This is a genomic window from Frigoribacterium sp. CG_9.8 (assembly GCF_015751965.1).
Taxonomy (GTDB): Bacteria; Actinomycetota; Actinomycetes; order Actinomycetales; family Microbacteriaceae; genus Lacisediminihabitans.
Window position 1 is genome coordinate 174,326 of sequence record NZ_JADOVH010000001.1, and the last position, 15,785, is coordinate 190,110.

Annotated in this window: 27 protein-coding genes; 10 read left to right on the forward strand and 17 right to left on the reverse strand. The window is 63.1% G+C overall.

Annotated features, from left to right (window positions below; genetic code table 11):
- Positions 1-16: 16 nt before the first annotated feature.
- The 3 genes from IWX88_RS00895 to IWX88_RS00905 all read right to left on the reverse strand — a co-directional run bounded on the left by IWX88_RS00895 (position 17) and on the right by IWX88_RS00905 (position 3,800).
- Positions 17-1,831 (reverse strand): hypothetical protein, encoded by a 1,815-nt coding sequence (locus IWX88_RS00895; RefSeq protein WP_196826519.1) that lies wholly within the window; start codon positions 1,829-1,831, stop codon positions 17-19.
- Positions 1,828-2,361: a hypothetical protein gene (locus IWX88_RS00900; RefSeq protein WP_196826520.1), complete on the reverse strand. Its 534-nt coding sequence runs from the start codon at positions 2,359-2,361 to the stop codon at positions 1,828-1,830. Before IWX88_RS00900 ends, IWX88_RS00895 begins: the two co-directional genes overlap by 4 nt.
- Before the next feature lie 74 nt (positions 2,362-2,435).
- On the reverse strand, positions 2,436-3,800 hold the full coding sequence (locus IWX88_RS00905) for a DNA sulfur modification protein DndB (protein ID WP_196826521.1): 1,365 nt from the start codon (positions 3,798-3,800) through the stop codon (positions 2,436-2,438).
- A 210-nt stretch (positions 3,801-4,010) separates the two neighbouring features.
- Between IWX88_RS00905 and IWX88_RS00910 the strand changes: the two genes are divergently transcribed.
- Positions 4,011-4,256, forward strand: coding sequence for a hypothetical protein (locus IWX88_RS00910; protein WP_196826522.1), 246 nt, complete (start codon positions 4,011-4,013; stop codon positions 4,254-4,256).
- Positions 4,257-4,318: 62 nt separating this feature from the next.
- On the opposite strand, the gene IWX88_RS00915 is transcribed toward IWX88_RS00910, so the two are convergent.
- The 14 genes from IWX88_RS00915 to IWX88_RS00980 form a co-directional block, all read right to left on the reverse strand.
- Complete coding sequence (locus IWX88_RS00915) at positions 4,319-4,966, reverse strand: hypothetical protein (protein ID WP_196826523.1); 648 nt, start codon at positions 4,964-4,966, stop codon at positions 4,319-4,321.
- Entirely contained in the window at positions 4,963-5,517 is a 555-nt protein-coding gene (locus IWX88_RS00920; protein WP_196826524.1) for a hypothetical protein, read from the reverse strand. Before IWX88_RS00920 ends, IWX88_RS00915 begins: the two co-directional genes overlap by 4 nt.
- Positions 5,514-5,840 (reverse strand): hypothetical protein, encoded by a 327-nt coding sequence (locus tag IWX88_RS00925; protein ID WP_196826525.1) that lies wholly within the window; start codon positions 5,838-5,840, stop codon positions 5,514-5,516. Before IWX88_RS00925 ends, IWX88_RS00920 begins: the two co-directional genes overlap by 4 nt.
- Positions 5,837-6,040: a hypothetical protein gene (locus IWX88_RS00930; protein WP_196826526.1), complete on the reverse strand. Its 204-nt coding sequence runs from the start codon at positions 6,038-6,040 to the stop codon at positions 5,837-5,839. The genes IWX88_RS00925 and IWX88_RS00930 overlap by 4 nt, the downstream gene beginning before the upstream one ends.
- Positions 6,037-6,219: a hypothetical protein gene (locus tag IWX88_RS00935; RefSeq protein ID WP_196826527.1), complete on the reverse strand. Its 183-nt coding sequence runs from the start codon at positions 6,217-6,219 to the stop codon at positions 6,037-6,039. The genes IWX88_RS00930 and IWX88_RS00935 overlap by 4 nt, the downstream gene beginning before the upstream one ends.
- Positions 6,216-6,383, reverse strand: a complete 168-nt coding sequence (locus tag IWX88_RS00940; protein ID WP_196826528.1) for a hypothetical protein — start codon at positions 6,381-6,383, stop codon at positions 6,216-6,218. Before IWX88_RS00940 ends, IWX88_RS00935 begins: the two co-directional genes overlap by 4 nt.
- Entirely contained in the window at positions 6,380-6,802 is a 423-nt protein-coding gene (locus tag IWX88_RS00945; protein ID WP_196826529.1) for a hypothetical protein, read from the reverse strand. The genes IWX88_RS00940 and IWX88_RS00945 overlap by 4 nt, the downstream gene beginning before the upstream one ends.
- Complete coding sequence (locus tag IWX88_RS00950) at positions 6,799-7,557, reverse strand: exonuclease domain-containing protein (RefSeq protein WP_196826530.1); 759 nt, start codon at positions 7,555-7,557, stop codon at positions 6,799-6,801. Before IWX88_RS00950 ends, IWX88_RS00945 begins: the two co-directional genes overlap by 4 nt.
- Before the next feature lie 5 nt (positions 7,558-7,562).
- Positions 7,563-7,832 (reverse strand): hypothetical protein, encoded by a 270-nt coding sequence (locus tag IWX88_RS00955; RefSeq protein ID WP_196826531.1) that lies wholly within the window; start codon positions 7,830-7,832, stop codon positions 7,563-7,565.
- Positions 7,829-7,978: a hypothetical protein gene (locus tag IWX88_RS00960; protein ID WP_196826532.1), complete on the reverse strand. Its 150-nt coding sequence runs from the start codon at positions 7,976-7,978 to the stop codon at positions 7,829-7,831. Before IWX88_RS00960 ends, IWX88_RS00955 begins: the two co-directional genes overlap by 4 nt.
- A complete protein-coding gene (locus IWX88_RS00965; RefSeq protein WP_196826533.1) occupies positions 7,975-8,220 on the reverse strand; it encodes a hypothetical protein in 246 nt (81 codons plus the stop codon). The genes IWX88_RS00960 and IWX88_RS00965 overlap by 4 nt, the downstream gene beginning before the upstream one ends.
- Entirely contained in the window at positions 8,217-8,915 is a 699-nt protein-coding gene (locus tag IWX88_RS00970; protein ID WP_196826534.1) for an RNA ligase family protein, read from the reverse strand. Before IWX88_RS00970 ends, IWX88_RS00965 begins: the two co-directional genes overlap by 4 nt.
- Before the next feature lie 115 nt (positions 8,916-9,030).
- Positions 9,031-9,210 (reverse strand): hypothetical protein, encoded by a 180-nt coding sequence (locus IWX88_RS00975; protein WP_196826535.1) that lies wholly within the window; start codon positions 9,208-9,210, stop codon positions 9,031-9,033.
- Entirely contained in the window at positions 9,210-9,482 is a 273-nt protein-coding gene (locus IWX88_RS00980) for a hypothetical protein (RefSeq protein ID WP_196826536.1), read from the reverse strand. Before IWX88_RS00980 ends, IWX88_RS00975 begins: the two co-directional genes overlap by 1 nt.
- 1,661 nt (positions 9,483-11,143) lie before the next feature.
- Between IWX88_RS00980 and IWX88_RS00985 the strand changes: the two genes are divergently transcribed.
- From IWX88_RS00985 to IWX88_RS01025, 9 genes are all read left to right on the forward strand, one after another.
- Entirely contained in the window at positions 11,144-11,323 is a 180-nt protein-coding gene (locus IWX88_RS00985; RefSeq protein WP_196826537.1) for a hypothetical protein, read from the forward strand.
- Between the two features lie 232 nt (positions 11,324-11,555).
- The gene (locus IWX88_RS00990) at positions 11,556-12,002 is read left to right on the forward strand and encodes a hypothetical protein (RefSeq protein WP_196826538.1); all 447 of its coding nucleotides are present in this window, start codon (positions 11,556-11,558) and stop codon (positions 12,000-12,002) included.
- 3 nt (positions 12,003-12,005) lie between these two features.
- Complete coding sequence (locus IWX88_RS00995; protein ID WP_196826539.1) at positions 12,006-12,629, forward strand: hypothetical protein; 624 nt, start codon at positions 12,006-12,008, stop codon at positions 12,627-12,629.
- 14 nt (positions 12,630-12,643) lie between these two features.
- On the forward strand, positions 12,644-12,799 hold the full coding sequence (locus IWX88_RS01000) for a hypothetical protein (RefSeq protein ID WP_196826540.1): 156 nt from the start codon (positions 12,644-12,646) through the stop codon (positions 12,797-12,799).
- Positions 12,800-12,830: 31 nt separating this feature from the next.
- A complete protein-coding gene (locus IWX88_RS01005) occupies positions 12,831-13,502 on the forward strand; it encodes a hypothetical protein (RefSeq protein WP_196826541.1) in 672 nt (223 codons plus the stop codon).
- Positions 13,499-13,651, forward strand: a complete 153-nt coding sequence (locus IWX88_RS01010) for a hypothetical protein (protein WP_196826542.1) — start codon at positions 13,499-13,501, stop codon at positions 13,649-13,651. The genes IWX88_RS01005 and IWX88_RS01010 overlap by 4 nt, the downstream gene beginning before the upstream one ends.
- Positions 13,648-13,950 (forward strand): hypothetical protein, encoded by a 303-nt coding sequence (locus IWX88_RS01015; RefSeq protein WP_196826543.1) that lies wholly within the window; start codon positions 13,648-13,650, stop codon positions 13,948-13,950. Before IWX88_RS01010 ends, IWX88_RS01015 begins: the two co-directional genes overlap by 4 nt.
- Positions 13,951-13,992: 42 nt before the next feature.
- On the forward strand, positions 13,993-15,429 hold the full coding sequence (locus IWX88_RS01020) for a hypothetical protein (protein ID WP_196826544.1): 1,437 nt from the start codon (positions 13,993-13,995) through the stop codon (positions 15,427-15,429).
- Between the two features lie 68 nt (positions 15,430-15,497).
- The gene (locus IWX88_RS01025) at positions 15,498-15,704 is read left to right on the forward strand and encodes a hypothetical protein (protein ID WP_196826545.1); all 207 of its coding nucleotides are present in this window, start codon (positions 15,498-15,500) and stop codon (positions 15,702-15,704) included.
- Positions 15,705-15,785: the final 81 nt, after the last annotated feature.

The window sequence follows — 15,785 nt, forward strand, 5'->3', positions numbered from 1 at the left end:
ACAGAAACTTGGCCAGCTACAACGGGCTGCCCACGCTGTTTCTCTTCTGGTTCAACAGTTCCCAGGGGTCACGGAAGTACGTGTCTCCCCTTTTTGCCTGGTTGATCGGGTCGTCGATGCCGGGAAGGAGCGCTGCGGCATAGCTGCAAGTGTCCGCCGCGTCAGGAGACTTGAACCCGCGCTTCTTCATCGACTCCTTCGACTCAATCAGGATGGCGCCGTGGGGTAGGGACTCCTCGTAGATGATGTCGCCGAGCTGCTCGATCAGCAGGGCATCGTTCGGGTCGATGTCGATGGTGCCGTGTTCCATGCGCTCGCGCAGCTTGTCGTACTGGTGGGCGCGGTCGTTCTTCCAGACCATGACGTCAGGGCTTGAGCGGGATCCGAGCATCTCCACGATGATGTAGGGCCGCACGGCACCTTTCAAGTCGATCGAGAAGAGCGCGTCGACGAGGCCCTTACCAACACCGGATGCGTCAATGCGGACCTGGGTGACGCGCTGCTCGAGCGCGTGCTGATGGACAAGGGTTGCTTGCCCGACGGTCTTGACGATGTTGCCGTTGCCGTCGTTCTCCACGCGGTCGGAGAACGGCCGGCCGCGGAATGACTCGATGAACCGGATCCGCATGCCGTCGACGACCCCGACATCCCCCAGCTCACTTGTGACGTGGCCGTCTTCGTGGGTGACCTCGACCCACTCGTACATGAGCCCGGACTCGGAGGTGTAGCAGAACGTGGAGTCGCCGGTCTCGGCGCGCGCGACGTCGACGGCGAGCACCCGACGGGAATCGTCTGCCACGAAGCATGTCGCGTCGCGTCCCTTGCCGAGGGCGAACTCGGTGAAGAGGTTGTTGCCCGAGTCGTAGGCGAACATCCCGAGGACACGCGAGCGGTAGCGCGGGGAGTCTTCGCCGTACTCCAGGCGTTTCTCCTCGACGTAGGTGGGGCCGGATAGCGCGCGGAGGGCGTCGGCCGACATTCCGAGCCCAAAGGGCAGCTTGTCGTGCTCGGCTTTCCGCTCACACCCTTCGACGCAGCGCCCGCCGCCGTGGAAGTTGGGGGAGTCCAGTACGGAAATAGCGTGCAAATCCCAGCTCGCGCCGTACTCTTCGCCAGTCTTGTCGTTGATCTTGCCGGAGAAGATCGCGCCGAGCCGGGAGGCTGGGTTCGTCGGGTTGGCGATGAGGAGTCGGCGTGAGGTGTCGTTGGAGGTGATGTTGGAGAGCGAATCGATCATGGCCTCGTTGAGGCCGACCGCCTCGTCCCCGATCGCCAGGACGTACTGCGCGTGGATTCCCTGGAAGGCGTCTTCCTTGTGGTCCGGGGGCTTGCGGCCCTGGGCGACGAGCACGCCAAGCGAGGTCTTCCACTCGTCGTTACCGGTGATGTAGCCGGGCAGTGCATGGTCGGGCCAGCCCGTCGTGTCCTTGCCGTCCTTCTGCAGCCGTAGGTACTCCTTGTTGCGCTCGATGCTCTTGGCCATGAGCCCGCGGATTTCCCGCCAGAGAATCGCCTTGACCTGGGCGGCGGAGGGTGCGGTTGTGGCGACGAAGGAGCTGCCGAGGGGATGAATGTCAATCCACCATGCAACTAGCACTGCCGAGAGGAAGGACTTGCCGACACCATGGCCGGCGCGGACGGCGATCGACTTCTTAGTGCCGCGGGCGATCGCGTAAGCAATCTCGCACTGCTTCCACCAGAGGTCGACACCGAGAATGTCCTTGGCCCAGAGCACCGGATCGGTGAGGTACTGGGCCTTGCGGGCGTCTGTCTCGAGGCCGTCGACAACTCGGGGGAGCAAAGAGGCGAGGTAGCCAGTGTTGGCGCTCATCCCTGCTCGATTCGCCGTTCGATGGTGTCGACTGCGGCGGGCAGCGCCATGAGGAATACCTCGTGAAGCTCGGCACTGGGGACGGCGGGGTAGCGCCGGGCCAGCTCATCGGCTGCGGAGAACATGGTGGCCTGGATTGCGGCGAGCATGATGCGTGCCTGGCCGTCGAGGACGATGTTCGCAGCTTCCTCGGGGCTCATGCGGTGCTTGGCGAGGGCGTCCTGCTTCATCTTGAGCGCCTGGAGCGCGGCCTTGATGTGCTGCACGCTACCGGCAGCGACCCACTCACGCAGCGAGGCAAGGATGTCGTTGATCGACTCCAGAATGAGCTGCTCCTGCTCGAAGAACGTCGCCCAATTGCGGGACTCAAGCAGGTCTCGCACGCGCTGTATCGTCTGCTCCGGGGGGATCGTGCCGCCAACGGCCGCTGACATCTCCTTGCCGCTGAGACCGTCTGAGGCGGCGCGCAGGAGCTTGCGGTCTATAGGCCCGTTGGCCAGCCCACGGCTATATTCCAGCTCTTTGCTCACCGCGCCATTCTAAGGCAACTCCCAGCGAACGCCCAGAAACCCCCGACAGGGCCAAGTCTGTCGGGGGCTGGTCTCTACTTCGCCGCCTTGGCGCGTGTCAGCTCGGGGCGGAGGATCGCATCTGTCTGCTCATCAGTCAGTTCTTCGGGTTCGGGCTCGGGAGCTGGCTTCGGGCGAGCCTTCGGCTTGGCGTCGAGGAACTTCGGCCCATCAATTGCCCAGCTCACGAAGTGGTCAACGACCTGTACGGCGTCCTGCCGGCGCGAGGAGGGAGCAGACATGCCGGGCACGAAGCTCGGCATCCCAACCCGCTCCAGGAGCAGGCTATTCTCGTGGATCGGCACCTCCAGGTGCGGGGCAAGCTTGGCGAAGAAGTCCTCCACCATCTGCGCTGAAAAGGCGTGCTCTACTGTCAGGTTGTGATAAGTCGCAGCTAGGATCCGCCAGAAGACTGGCGAGCCGAGCAGCGAGGTCTCGCGGAGCTGGTCCGGGGTGATCTGCCCGTTCAGGATCGCAGCTAGTGGCGGGAAGGAGCGCACGAGCAGGTCGAAGAACTCCTCAGAGTTCACCTCGACGTCGCGGTCGCTCATCTGCGACTCGACCCGCTTACCGATCCGGCCCTCATAACCCACACTGAGCGCGCGCACGGTCTCGATAACGTGCTTGGCGGTGGTGACGTAGGGCGACTTCTTCGGCAGCCGGTCGGTTTCTTTCTCTGTGCGGTTGGTGAGAAGCGGGTGGTTGAGTACGTTCTCGAGGGCGCGGTTGACGGCCTTGCGTGAGTCGAAGCGCGCACGGACGGAGGCGGTAATACCCTTCGCGTTCTCGGCAATGTCGTAGAACGCCTGGCGGTACTTTGCCGGGTCGCCCTCGACCATCACTTGCACGGGAATGTGTTCGCTGGTGAATCGCTTGGCCTGCAGTTCAAGCCCGGCCTTCTTCTTCTCGAAGTCGCGGAGTGCGTTGGTGTCCTGGTTTCGGCGTGCCGAAATGATCGACTCGCTGGTCTTGGCGATGTCCGCGTTGATCCCGTCCAGCGCCTCGTACATGCCAAGAATGCGGTGCTGGCCGTCCAGGATATGTAAGTCACTGGTGGCAGTGCGCTGGTAGCTGATGCTGCCGAATGCAATGCCAGCGTCCTCGGCGGTCGCGGATACGAACTCGAAGGGGCGCTCTCCGCGGAGGATGATGCCTGGCACGACCCACTCGGGTGCGCTACGCAAGTAGGCAGCAAAATCGGAGGCGTGCTTGGGTGTGATGCGCCGGTTTCCGACGGTCAGTACTGCGGGGTTCGGCCGCGGGACGAGCGCAAGGATCTGCAGCAGGGAGAGGTCGAGGAGATAGTTGGTCCGGCCGCCCTGGATGAAGCGGGTCCCGTAATAGACATCAGTCGTGCTGTACCCGGTAGCGGCAGGCAGCGCGGATAAGTCAAGAGTCATGATCATTCCGATTTCTATAGGTCGATATATCCGTGTATTACAGTATTGCGCCGTAAATCACAGTGTTACCATCCTGTTACTAGCTGGCTAAGTTTGTCAAGCCCTCACGTATATGGACAGGGGCAAGTCTGTGTAGAGTCTCAGGAAGAGCGCGGCCACATTCACCGGGCTTGGTATTGAAAGCTAAAACTAAAGAGGACGTCAACAGCCATGCAGCAGAACACCACCGCCCCACTTCCCGCAATTGGCGGAGATGACTTCATCGTCTACCCCGGGAGCAATGGAACGGTGTTCATCGAGCGCGTGAGGCCATCAGGGGTGCGTGATGGCAACTCGATCTTCCAGTTCGATGCCCGCCATCTCTTCACGATCATGTTCCCGCTGGTGTTTCAGCTCATGGTCACTGTCCACCGCGTCCCGATCGGCAAGCTCATGGCCATGTTGCATCTCGGGTGATCGAGTAAAAGAAAAAGACCCCCACAACGAGGGGTCTTTTCTTCGCCTGGAACGTTAGCCAGCTATCGGCTGAGTGCCACCTGTGGACCGCTCTGGCCGAAGCGCTGATCGACGTAGGCGTACAGGTCCTCGAGCGTGCCGGTGTTCGGGATGGTGACCTGGAAGTCGTCGCTGCTGACACCGCTTTCGCTTGAGTGGCTGTCGGTGTTGGTGGCAATGCTAGGGCGGTCGACCCAGGCGGTGATCGGGGAAGCGCCGACGATGCGATCGAACATCGTGACCTCGTTCTGGAAGCGGACGCCCGTGAGGACAACGCTGTGGCCCTCAGCGACGGCTGCGTTCATGCGGCGTACCGCAATGTCGGTCCAGACGTCTTTGCCGAGGAGGTCGCGGCCGACCTCGGTGCCAAAGCGCTGCAGGAGCCCGCGGACTTCCGGCTCCTTCTTCGCCTCGACGTACCCGACCCGGCCCACCAGGTCTGCGTAGCGAATCTCCTGTGTCTCCCTGATGCGAGAGAAGCCGAGGCGGGTGCTCATCTCCTCCTGCATCCGCACTCCGATGCCGATGAGGGGGTTGAGGGTCATCATCGCCGCGTGGAGTGGGTCGGACATGCCGAACTTGACGAAGCCGTACTTGTTGACGAGGCGGTCGGCCACTTCGTCCTTGCCTGAGCGCAGGCGCCCGCCGAGGCCGATTACTTGGGGGGTCATTTGAGCGCCTCCATGACGGCTTCGCGCCAGTTGAACCAGCCACGGAGCCGCACGAGGCCCTCGGTGTGGCGGTTGTGGGGTTGGGATACGAGGATCTGCGTCCAGGTCGGGGTAGCGATGCCAGTGATTTCGCCCTTGTCGTCGAAGAGCACGTCGCCACGGATCATCGTCTTATCGGAGGTGATGATAGTGCGCCTGGACCACTCGGTGCCGAGGTGGTCTTCGACCCAGCGCAGTTTGTCGGACGCGCAGGTCGGGTTGGAGACCCAGGGGCTTGTGACCAGGAAGACCTCGTGCCCGTCCATGACCATCTCCTGTAGCGCGCGGATGGCGCCCGTGATGGGCTGCAGCTCGGCGTAGAAGGAGTGCTCAGCCATGATCGCGTGGATGATCTTCTTCTCAGCCGGCGTGCGTCCGGTCGTGAGGTCGAAGCTCTCATGCTGGTGGGAGCGCGGGATATTCTCGGCTCCCTGAGTGCGGTTGAGGGCCGAGTCGTAGCGGCTGGACCAGTCGGCGATCGTGTCGTCGAGGTCTACGAGAATTCGGGTCATGCGCTGTATCTGATCTTCTTGGGTGGGTAGTCGCCGAAGCGGACTTTGGCCGCAACCTTCTGCTTGCGGAGGTAGGCGCGGCGCTCCATCAGGTGGTGCGCTGCAGCGATTACTTCTGCCTCGCTGGGAACCCAATAGAGGTTGCACGGGTCTGTTGTTTGGATAATGCCGTAGCTGTCGCTGATCCATCTCGAGCCGCACCAGGTCTTGGTGCGGAGCTGGATCATCGGCTGCTCCCCGAGGTGGTGGTAGACCCGGAAGAACTGGCCCTCGGGCAGTTCCGGCATGGCGGCAGGCTCGGGCGCCGGGCGACTGTTCTTCATCCGGTGATCCTTCGGTAGGAGGTGAAGTTGTCGGCCAGCTCGTAGCGCTTCCGGCCGGTCTGGCCGGACTCGAGCGTGTAGAGGGCACCGTTGGCGCTGGCGTTCTCGTGGATGGCGGTGATCTTCCAGGTCAGGGCGCCGGGGCTCTCGACCAACGTCACGTAGTCACCGACCTGTGGGGTGTCCTGGTCGGAAGTCATTCGGTCACCTCGGTGCAGCCCATGTCCTTCATCATCTGATCGAAGAATTCCTCCGTCATCATGAGGCATCCCCGCTCGTTGATGTGGGGGACGTACTGGCGTCCATCGGGGGCGATGTAGGTGCGCTCGCGCGGGGTGCGGAGCGTCTCACCTTCGCGGTACTTCTCATCGGGGGTCATGCTGCGGCCTGTTCGTGGTTGTCGATCGGGCGGAGGGTGATGACACCGCTGGTGGGGTCACTGTAGACGAGGTAGATGCCGGGGGCGGGTGGCAGGTACTTGGTCAGCGAGACGCGCCCGCGGGTGTCGGGGAGGACGGAGCCGAGGGGCTTGTTGGCGCTCACGAGATGGTCTGCCCGAAGTAGCGATCCCCGACGATGATCTGCGGGTTGGGGTTGTGGGCGCCGGTGTAGCCGCCGTAGTGGAGTCGGCCGGAGTGGGTGCGGCCAAGGTGGGCCTCGAGGCCAGCGAGCGTATTGGGCTCGCAGATCTTCGTGCGGAGCGTCTGGATGACGCGCGGGTCGGTGATCTTGACCTGGGCTTCGGTCGAGTAGCGACCCTGGACGACCTTCGGTTCGAGGAGCAGCTCGATTGGGATGTAGCCGGCGGCGATTGCCTTGGTCTCGAAGTTGTGGTGCTCCTTGCTGGCAGCGATGGCGCGCTGGCCGGCTTCGATGATCTGCTTTTCGAGGAAGGCGATTTGGCTGCGCAGCTCGGCCTTGTTCATGGCCTTGGTGTCGGTGAGGATGGGCGAGTCGGTCATGCTGTTACTCCTTCTGGGGCGGGTGTTGGGGTGGTGTCGTGTGTGGGCCATGAGGTCTCCAGGACCGCGGTCGGGTCAGTGCCTTTGCGGAGCCACTTCTGCAGGTCGGCCTGCTGAGTGGCGTACCAGCCGCGCTGGCTGTTGTGGAGCTGCGCGACGGACTGCGTGGGGGTTGTGGCGACCTGGGGGGCGTAGCGGGCGAGGACTGCCTGGATGATCCGGCCGGAGGCGATGGCGTCGAAGGAGGCGTCGTGAGCCTGTTCCTCGGTGAGCAGAATGCCGTACCGGGCGGCGGTAGGGGTGAGCTTGCGCTGGCCTTTGCCTTTGAGGAAGCGGTTGAAGTGCTTGTCGAGGACCAGGGAGTCGAGGACCTTGATTCCGTTCTCGCCGAAGGGGAGCGGTGCGACTGACTGGCGGCGGAGGTGGGCGTTCAGCATCGAGAGGTCGAAGCTGATGTTGTGGCCGCCGAGTGGGAGCGGATTGGGGTTCTGCGGGCCGCAGAGTGCATGTATGAGGCTGGCGATTTCGAGGGTCACCGCGTCGAGGTCCTGGCGGATGCCGGGGGTTTCGGCGAGGCGTTCGGTGGTCCAGCCGTGGACGTCGGAGGCGCCTGTGGGGATGTCGATGCCGGGGTTGACGATCCATTCCTGCTCGCGGGCGACGGTGCCGTCGGCGGTGAGGAAGCCGAAGTAGGCGGTGACGATGAGGTCGTTGGCGGTGGAGACTCCCGAAGTTTCCAAATCGAATACGGCCATGTCGATCATTCGGACACCACCCAGTCGGCCAGTTCGCGGACCCAGGCGTCTACCTCAGCGGCGTATTCGGGCGCCTGCTCGCGCACCTTGAGGACGAGCTTGCGCTGGGCTTCGGCCAGGCCGGAGATAATGCTGAGGGTATTGGTGTCGTGGTCAACGGTGCCGCCCTGGTTGGGGATCGGGGTGCCGCGCGTCTCCAGCTCGAAGTCGGCGAGGTTGTTCATCACTCCTTCACGGATCTGGAGGAGGATTCTGGCTGGCAGTTTGTCGGTCATTTTGTGGGCTCCGCGAGGATGAGGATGTACAGGACAATGACGGCGACGGCCGCCACGGGGGCGAGGGCAGTGCTGGCGGCCCGAATGATGCGGGCTGCGCGCTCGCGCTTGCGCCAGGCGCGGATGTCGAGCTGCTTGGCCTTCACTGGGCAACTCCGGTGAGGGCTTCGACGATCGCGTCGCGGAGGTCGTCCCAGGACAGCGCGGGGTCGGCGCTGTCGAGGGCGTCTTCGATGTTGCCTTGCCAGCCGCTATTGCCGAGGGGGCACTTGCCGGAGAAGCCTTCGCCTTCGTCCAGGAGGGCGGTGAAGATTTCAGCGAGGTAGCCGCCGAGGGTGGTGACGCCCTCCACGTCGTCCTGCTCGATGTGGGCGGTGAGGACGCTCATGCTGCGGCCTCATCGGTGGTCTGGGGGAGCAGGTCGTGGGCGTTGCGGGGGCTGGTCTTGGCGGGGGCTTCGTCGTCTTCGAGGGTGACCTTGAAGGAGGTCCGCGCGGCGATGTGGAGGATCACGATACCTTCGGCTTTGGGAAACTTAGTGGCGAAGGAGCCGCGGGAGGCGAGGAGCGTGAGGGAGCGTTCGATCCAGCGGTCGCTGTACGGGCCGGCGTAGAGGACGGGGACGACGCCGAGGCCGAATACCTTGGTGTGGTCGATCGCGTCGAAGCCTTCGGCGGTGTGTGCCCAGCGGTGGGCGTTGAAGAGGGAGAAGCGCTTGTCGCCGTGGGTGAGGCCGTAGCCGCGCTGGATGCCGGAGCCCCACCATTCGCCGTAGTGGGTGCCTTCGCCGAGGGTTTCGACGAGCCTCTCAGCGTTGTCGCTGACCCAGCCGGCGAAGCCGTAGTTGTCGGTGGTCTTGCCGGGGGTGATGAATTTGTTGCGGGACTGGGCGTAGACGTGGTGCTCGACGTCGGGGGTGGCGTGGTTGACGACGATGGCGGTGCGGTCGTAGTCGGGGAAGAGGTTTACGCCGCGGGGGTGTCCAACGATGGCGATAGCGGCGTTGGTTCCGTCGAGCTTTTCTGTGATGAGTATGTCGCGGTTGAGCCTGGCGATCTTCGGGAAGGGCTGGAATTCGGTCATGACTGGTATCCGATCTTGGTGGGTTTGTCGCAGATAGGGCATCCGAAGATGTCGGGCCTGGTGGTGAAGGGGCACATTTGCTGGCCGCATCTGCAGGCTGGGGGCGGAAGGAGCATCAGCGGGCGAGGCGCTCTGCTTCGTAGCGGCGGAGGTGTTCGCCCTTGAGGAGCTGGACCTGGTTGAAGTAGGTGCGGGCGTCGGGGGTGGCGCCGCGTTCCTGGGCTATGCGGGCGGCTTCGCGCTTGCGGAGCTGCTTGGCGGTTAGGGGCTGGCGCGGGGGGTTGCGGAGGAGCATCAGGCGGTAGCTTTGGTGCCGCTGTAGTCGGTGGGGGTCTTCTGTGGGACGCCGTGGAGGGCGATGGCCTGGTTGGTCCAGAACTTCGCCTGCTCGAGGGCGGTGAGGGCGAGGGACTGTTCGCGGTTGACGTGGGTGTTGTCGAGGATGAAGCCGGCCTGGAGGCTGAACCGCGCGCGGCTCTGATGGAGGGCGGCTGCTGCGGCTTCGTTGGCGAGGGTGTCGAAGCGGGAGAGGACTTCGTTGCGGTGCTGGGGGGTGGTGGCGGTCATGTGGACTCCTGTGCATTTAGCGGGCTATTTGCGGCTGTTCCCCACTCTGGGGCATGCGGGGCAGTTGTGCAAGAAAGGGGGGGAAGGAATTTTTTTAGGAGGCTATTGCTTCGCGGTGGATGGTGGGGTAAGTGGGGCAATGACGGCAGTGATGAGGGGATTTTTTTCACACCTGCGCCCGCCCTGTTTCTGCGCCCCCTGGTGCGCTAATCGGAGGTGTTTGCGTCGCGCGCGTGTTTCCTTGTTTTGGTTTTTTTCGAGCGTGTGTGTGTGTGGGTGTGTGCGCCCCCCCGTGTGTCGCGCGCGCGTCCTTCTTTCCGCTAGCCTTCCCACTAGGTCGATTTGACTTTGGGATAGCGGCCGGGGTAGTGTCATGTTTGTTGGTTCGGCCGGAGGGTTCGGCAGGGTCGGCGGTTCGGCTTTATCGCCGGAATGGACACGCTCATCTCCCCCCGTGGAGTGTGCGGAGGACTTGTTTCCCTATTCCTATGGCAACTAGGCTGGACTTGACAGGGCCTAGTGAACGTGCTAGGTTAGTGTTTGTAAGGCAAGCGGTTCGGAAAGTTCGGGCCGCGGATTATTTAGTACGTCACGGCACGCCATGACTCGCATCGGGTTGAATTGTCACACAACAGGGCATCGGACGATGAGCACGAGGATATGGCTGTACGTGAAAGCTACGCCATGCAATACAGGCTGGACACACCCACGATTCCCAGGATGAGGGTGGAGGACTTGTCTCCTTAGCCATATCTAGGTCAACTAGGTGGAATTGCAAACGGCTAGCGGATGTGCTAGGTTAGTAAACGTAACAAGCCAGAACGGAATGTCGGGAGACGTACCTGAAAGGTCACAAAGTAGGCCCGAATATGGGCAAAGTACGCCAGAACTCCGACATACCTGCAAAGTATGGCGGTCGGCTGGTAAGGATTCTGACTCCCCGGTGTGACTACACCGGCTAATGAGCCAAATGTGTAGCGGTAGCTACCAAAGGATCATGCGCAAACTCCGTTGAAATACACGGTATGCGGAATTGGTGAACTGGTGTTCGTCGAGTAAGCGGGTTGCTCCCGCTACAGCCTCGGCCTAAGCCAACTGACAAACCGCACAGACATGGTGAGGAATCGAAACGAATCGCACTTAGCATGCGACCAACGTTCTAACACCCACATAGAAAATTAGCTGGCAATATGCCACAGAACCCGACTTGCAAAGAGCGTTCTGGCCAGCTATCAGGGCAGGGGGCGCGAAAGCGGCCACCCCATACCCACATTGCAATAGACCGCCCCCGATCGAATGTCAGGGGGCAAGTCGTCAGGCCACCGTATCTGACACCAGAAGACTGACAACGGACTTCTGTAGGCATCCACTTTGAATGATGCAGCCTTTGCAGGGCACCCCTACGGCGCTAAATAACTACCAACCGAATGAACGCTCAACGTGCCGCGATTGACTTGTCTCGCCGCGATTCGGACCGCGAACTGAGAAACGCAATGAGTACCAATTCTTTAGCACGAACAAGGCGCGGCTAACACAGCCGCGGATCGGCCACGGAGCACAGTGGCAGGCCCACGCCCTCACCTCAGAGTGAGCATCGGTTAGACCGAGCGTGGGCCACGCAGTACAGCCCACCAAACCCACAACACCCCAAGGAGCACCCCATGATGCAGTCCCTCGTCGGCAAAGCCGTATCTTTCAACGAATTCATGCCCGACCTCGAAGGCTTCGACGCCCAGGGGACTGTAACCCGCGTCAACGTGAACTACGTCTACGTCACCGCCGAAGACGGCTCCATGCACCGCCTCGACCGCACCATCGATTCCTACGAGATTGGACAGTAGAACCATGCCCACGCCCAACATGCAGAACCGCCGGCCGAACCCGAAGTCTTCCAAGCCCGCCAAACGCGCCACACAGGCCCGGAATCAAGCCCGGACCCTCAAGTACCAACCCACCACTAAAAACCGCTAGGTTAACCACACAGCCCCGGCAGCAGCACACCTCTCACAGACGAGGTGCCGGGGCGCGACCCGCCATTAGCGGGCTATCTGAAATAAGGCCAAGGAGCCGACTATGTTCTCTGCCATCATCAACACCCCCGGATACCTCTCCGAGCAAGAAGAAGTCCCACTTTTCGACACTGCCCGTGAAGCGTGGAAGTACCTCGAAACCGAGTACCAGCAGCAGTGCGACGGCATCGACGCCTATGCCAGGCCTCGCTCGATTCTCCAATTCGCCACGGCATGGCAGCAGAACGTCTCCGGCTACGTCTACACCTCCACGCCCGGAATCGGCCACGACAACGACCTCGGCCGCGTCTTCTCTGTCACCGACGTCCCGAACCCGTGGATCCAGCCCGAGCCTGCCCAGAACCCCGAAAGCGTCCAGTGCTCGTCCTGCGGACAGGACTGGTCCCGAACTGACCTCGCTGAGGCCGTAGAGCACACCCGCTACAGCCACCCCACCCCGTCCGACCTCCTCGCCGCCTTCTACACCATCATCGACACCAAGGGACTCTGAGCCATGACAATCCAGCGCACCTACAACACGTCCGCCCCGTACATCCCGACCGCAGCAGAAGACCCTAGCGACGGCGCAGCAGTCCTGCGTCTACTGGCAGAGTCCCCGCTCGACTTCCACACCTGCCAGCCCTGCGACGACGGCAGCATCGTCATCATCTCCGCTGGTGGCGGCATGGGTGACATTCTCGACACCTCCAACGCCGTCGCCCTCACCGAACTGGCCGCATCGTGGACCGGTGCCCACGTCCACCACGGCATGTATGACTACACCTCAGTCTGCATCGAGCCGTCGCTCTGGGCACCCGAAGATGAGCACCTCATCGACATGCTCGACACTGCCCGGAGCTTCGCCGACTACCCCATCCTCGACGAGTCCGACTACTCAGAGCGTGAGCTGGCCGCATTCACCGAAGAATTCGCGTGGAACACCTCCCGGCTCTACGACGGCCGCGACGAAACGCACCCGCTCTACGCCAAAGCAGGCGAAGTCGCCATGGACCTGTACTACGGCTACTCCGACCCCGGCTACATCTCGATTGAGCACGTCGAGCGGTGCTGGCGCTTCGCCGCCGACGACTCGGCCCGTGAGTTCCAGAACTGCACCACCATCCACCACCACCAGTAGACAGGACACCGAAAATGTGCGAGGACTACCCCTGCTGCGGCCACGAGCCCGGCGACTGTAACGGCCAGCTCTACGGCTCCGACGAGTCGATCAAGAACGACGAGATGGCCCGAATGATCCGCAACGACCGCTATGCCATCTGGGGCCGCATGTCCCAGGACGACTACTAACCCGTCAAGTCACTAGACACCAAGGAGCAACATGAGCACCAACTGGAACACCAACGACGACTACACCATCCGCTGGGCCGAGACCGAGGATCCCCGCGTCCTCCTCGTGATGATGCTCGACTCTGAGCCGTCCAGCCCCGACTATGACGGTCAAGCCCCAACCCTCATGGCCTACGAGTACGGATCCCGTGCCGACTTCACGCAGATCGGCGGCAAGTCCGACATCCCCGACGCTTGGGAGCGTGCGTTCAAGGAGTGGCGCGACGAGGCTCTCGCCGACCGTTTCGTCCGCATCTTCCACGGCGTCCGAGCTGTCCACCACCTCAGCAGCAGCGTTGACCGCTACTCGTGGGCCATCGTCTTCGACGCTCCCGACTGGAGAGCCGACATGGGCATCGAGGACAGCACCGAACTCACCCGCGACGACCTCTCCTCCGACGTGGAGGCATACCTCGACAGCGACGTGTACGGCATCGGCTACGCCGTCTCCACCACCCGAACCACCACCGAGCTGCCCGTCGATTTCGCTGGCGATACCCCCACCGCCCAGGACTGGGACATGACCATCGAGTGCTGGGGCTTCTACGGGCAGGACTACGCCCAGTCCGAGGCCGAGTCCGGCAACTACACCTCCACCGACCTCCCCCCGATGCTCGACCACACCGACCCCGCAAACCCCGACAAGGAGCTACAGAGCGCATGAAGTGCAAACACCCCGGCACCAACCACTCCACCGACATCACAACCGTCTGGCATGGAGCCCCGGCCCCGCTCACCCTCTGCGGCTACCACGCCTCAAAGATCAGCCCCGCAACCTTCGCCGAACTACGAGCCACAGGAGTAATCAAGTGAGCACCTTCCCCCTCGACAGCCTCACCGCAACCGAACACAAGGCCCTCCGCAACGAGGACCGCGACAGCCACCCCTTCGGGCCGATCCTCGCCCCCTACACCGGCAGCGCCGCCGTCCGCCACCTCGCCATAGCACCGACCCTCACCGATCGCCGCCGACGCATCCGAGCCCGCAACCTCCGGGACGCGGCACAGATCGGAGCCCTGATCGTCCTCGGCATCACCGCAATGGTCATCTGTCGCTGGGCCATCATCATCATCGACGCCATCGCTCACACCCCCCTCTTCCCCGGCAACTAGCACCAGCCCTAACCCACCAGCCACAACCCAACAAGGAGCATCATGAGCCACATCACCGACACCCTCACTAACAATTGGGCTGCAAACATGGCCGACGGCGGTTCCCGCCACCTATCCAAACGCCAGTCCTCCAACGTCACCGTGGCAGGAGACGCCATCCAGTCCTACGGCTGGTGGGAGATGGCACGCCTCCTCCGCAACCCGAAGACCCGCCAGGCCGAGCGCTTCCTCGTCAACGGTGACATCTACTCCGTGACCACCAGCAGGCAGCAGTCCACCGTCCGCCACGCCATCTCCCGCACCGACCTCCCATCGGTCATCATCCCCTTCTCGGTCCTCGACGAGGCGGGCATCGACAAGGCCAGCATCACCATCCTCGAAGCCACCGCCGACTGGACCGAGACCACCGAGCACCGCCACATCGACATGCCCAACTCGGCGGTCTGGGAGTACGAGTACGAGACCATCCCCGGCACCGGCGTCTACGTCCACAACGCCACCGGCGAATCCCTCCCCAGCCAACATGCCTACAGCCACGAGACCTACTGCTACGTCAACGAATACGACGACCGCAAGGCCGCCGCCGTCGGCCCGATCGACTGGCAGGACAGGACCGGCCCGAACGGCTACGACGCAGTGAAGGCACGAGAGGACGCCTTCGACGCCGAGTGGACGAAATACCCAGCTATCAGCAAGTCCACCGGACGCAAGACCCTGCGCACCGCCAAGGGGAGCTGGCACCAGTGGGAGGTGGTCGCCGATGACTCCGAAACCAACCCGAGCGGCATCGCTTACCGCCGCGAGACCCTCCGCCACTGGCTCGGCGAGTCGCTCATCACCGGCAGCGTCCGCTACCAGACCACCATCAAGTGCGACCGCTGCACCGGATCCGGCACCTACGACGGCGACACTCGCAACGTTTTGACCCCGGTCATCGGCCCGCAGACCCGAGAGTTGGGCGGCAACCTGCCCCGCTACTGGCTCGACCGCCCGACCTGCAACCTGTGCTTTGGCGAAGGTCGCCGCACGATCACCAAGACCCGCACCTCCCGCTACCTCTCCGGCTTCGACTCCAACGAGACCCGCGTCAGCTACTTCTTCTGCGAACTGCCCAAGCACTCCAAGGCAACGACGGTGCAGGAGGCATACGCAGACCTCAAGCCGGCGACGGTCAAGACCGCCGAGGCCCTTGGCCGCACCGTCCACCGTCAGGGCGACATCTACGCCGTGCCGATCACCACCATGACAACCGCCGACCTCACCCGCCTCAACGCGGTCCGCAGTAAGAAGACGCACATCCTCGGTACCAACCACCGAGCCACCGAGGTGGCCATGGTCCGCAACGGCAAGGCGACCCTCACCTACGCCAGAGGCACCCTGACCCATGCCCCCCTCAACCGCGACCCCGACCACAAGCGAGTGACGATCGGCAAGAGCTGGCACCTCCTCCTCAAGAACACCGTCCCGGTATCCGCCTAACCGCGCCGCGCCACCCACCCCCACCCCAAAGCCGCACGATCCAGCACCACCAAACAAAGGAGCACTACATGACCACCACGACGCTCAATCGCCCCATCGTCACCACGGCCCCCGCCGCGCCCCTGACCGACCGTGAGGCCGACGCTCTGCTCACCCAGTCCGCCACGCTCGAACGCCCCAACAAGGTCAAGGGCACCCCGCTCCTCAGCAGCAGCAACGGCGCCTTCGCCACCAGCAGCAGCCGCGCCTGGTCCCGAGGTGGTGCCGTGGACTAGCGGTACCCCGCACAACCGCCCCGCCGCGAAAGACGCCGCCGGTTCACGACCGGAGCGGGGCACGCATCACCACTCACCCCA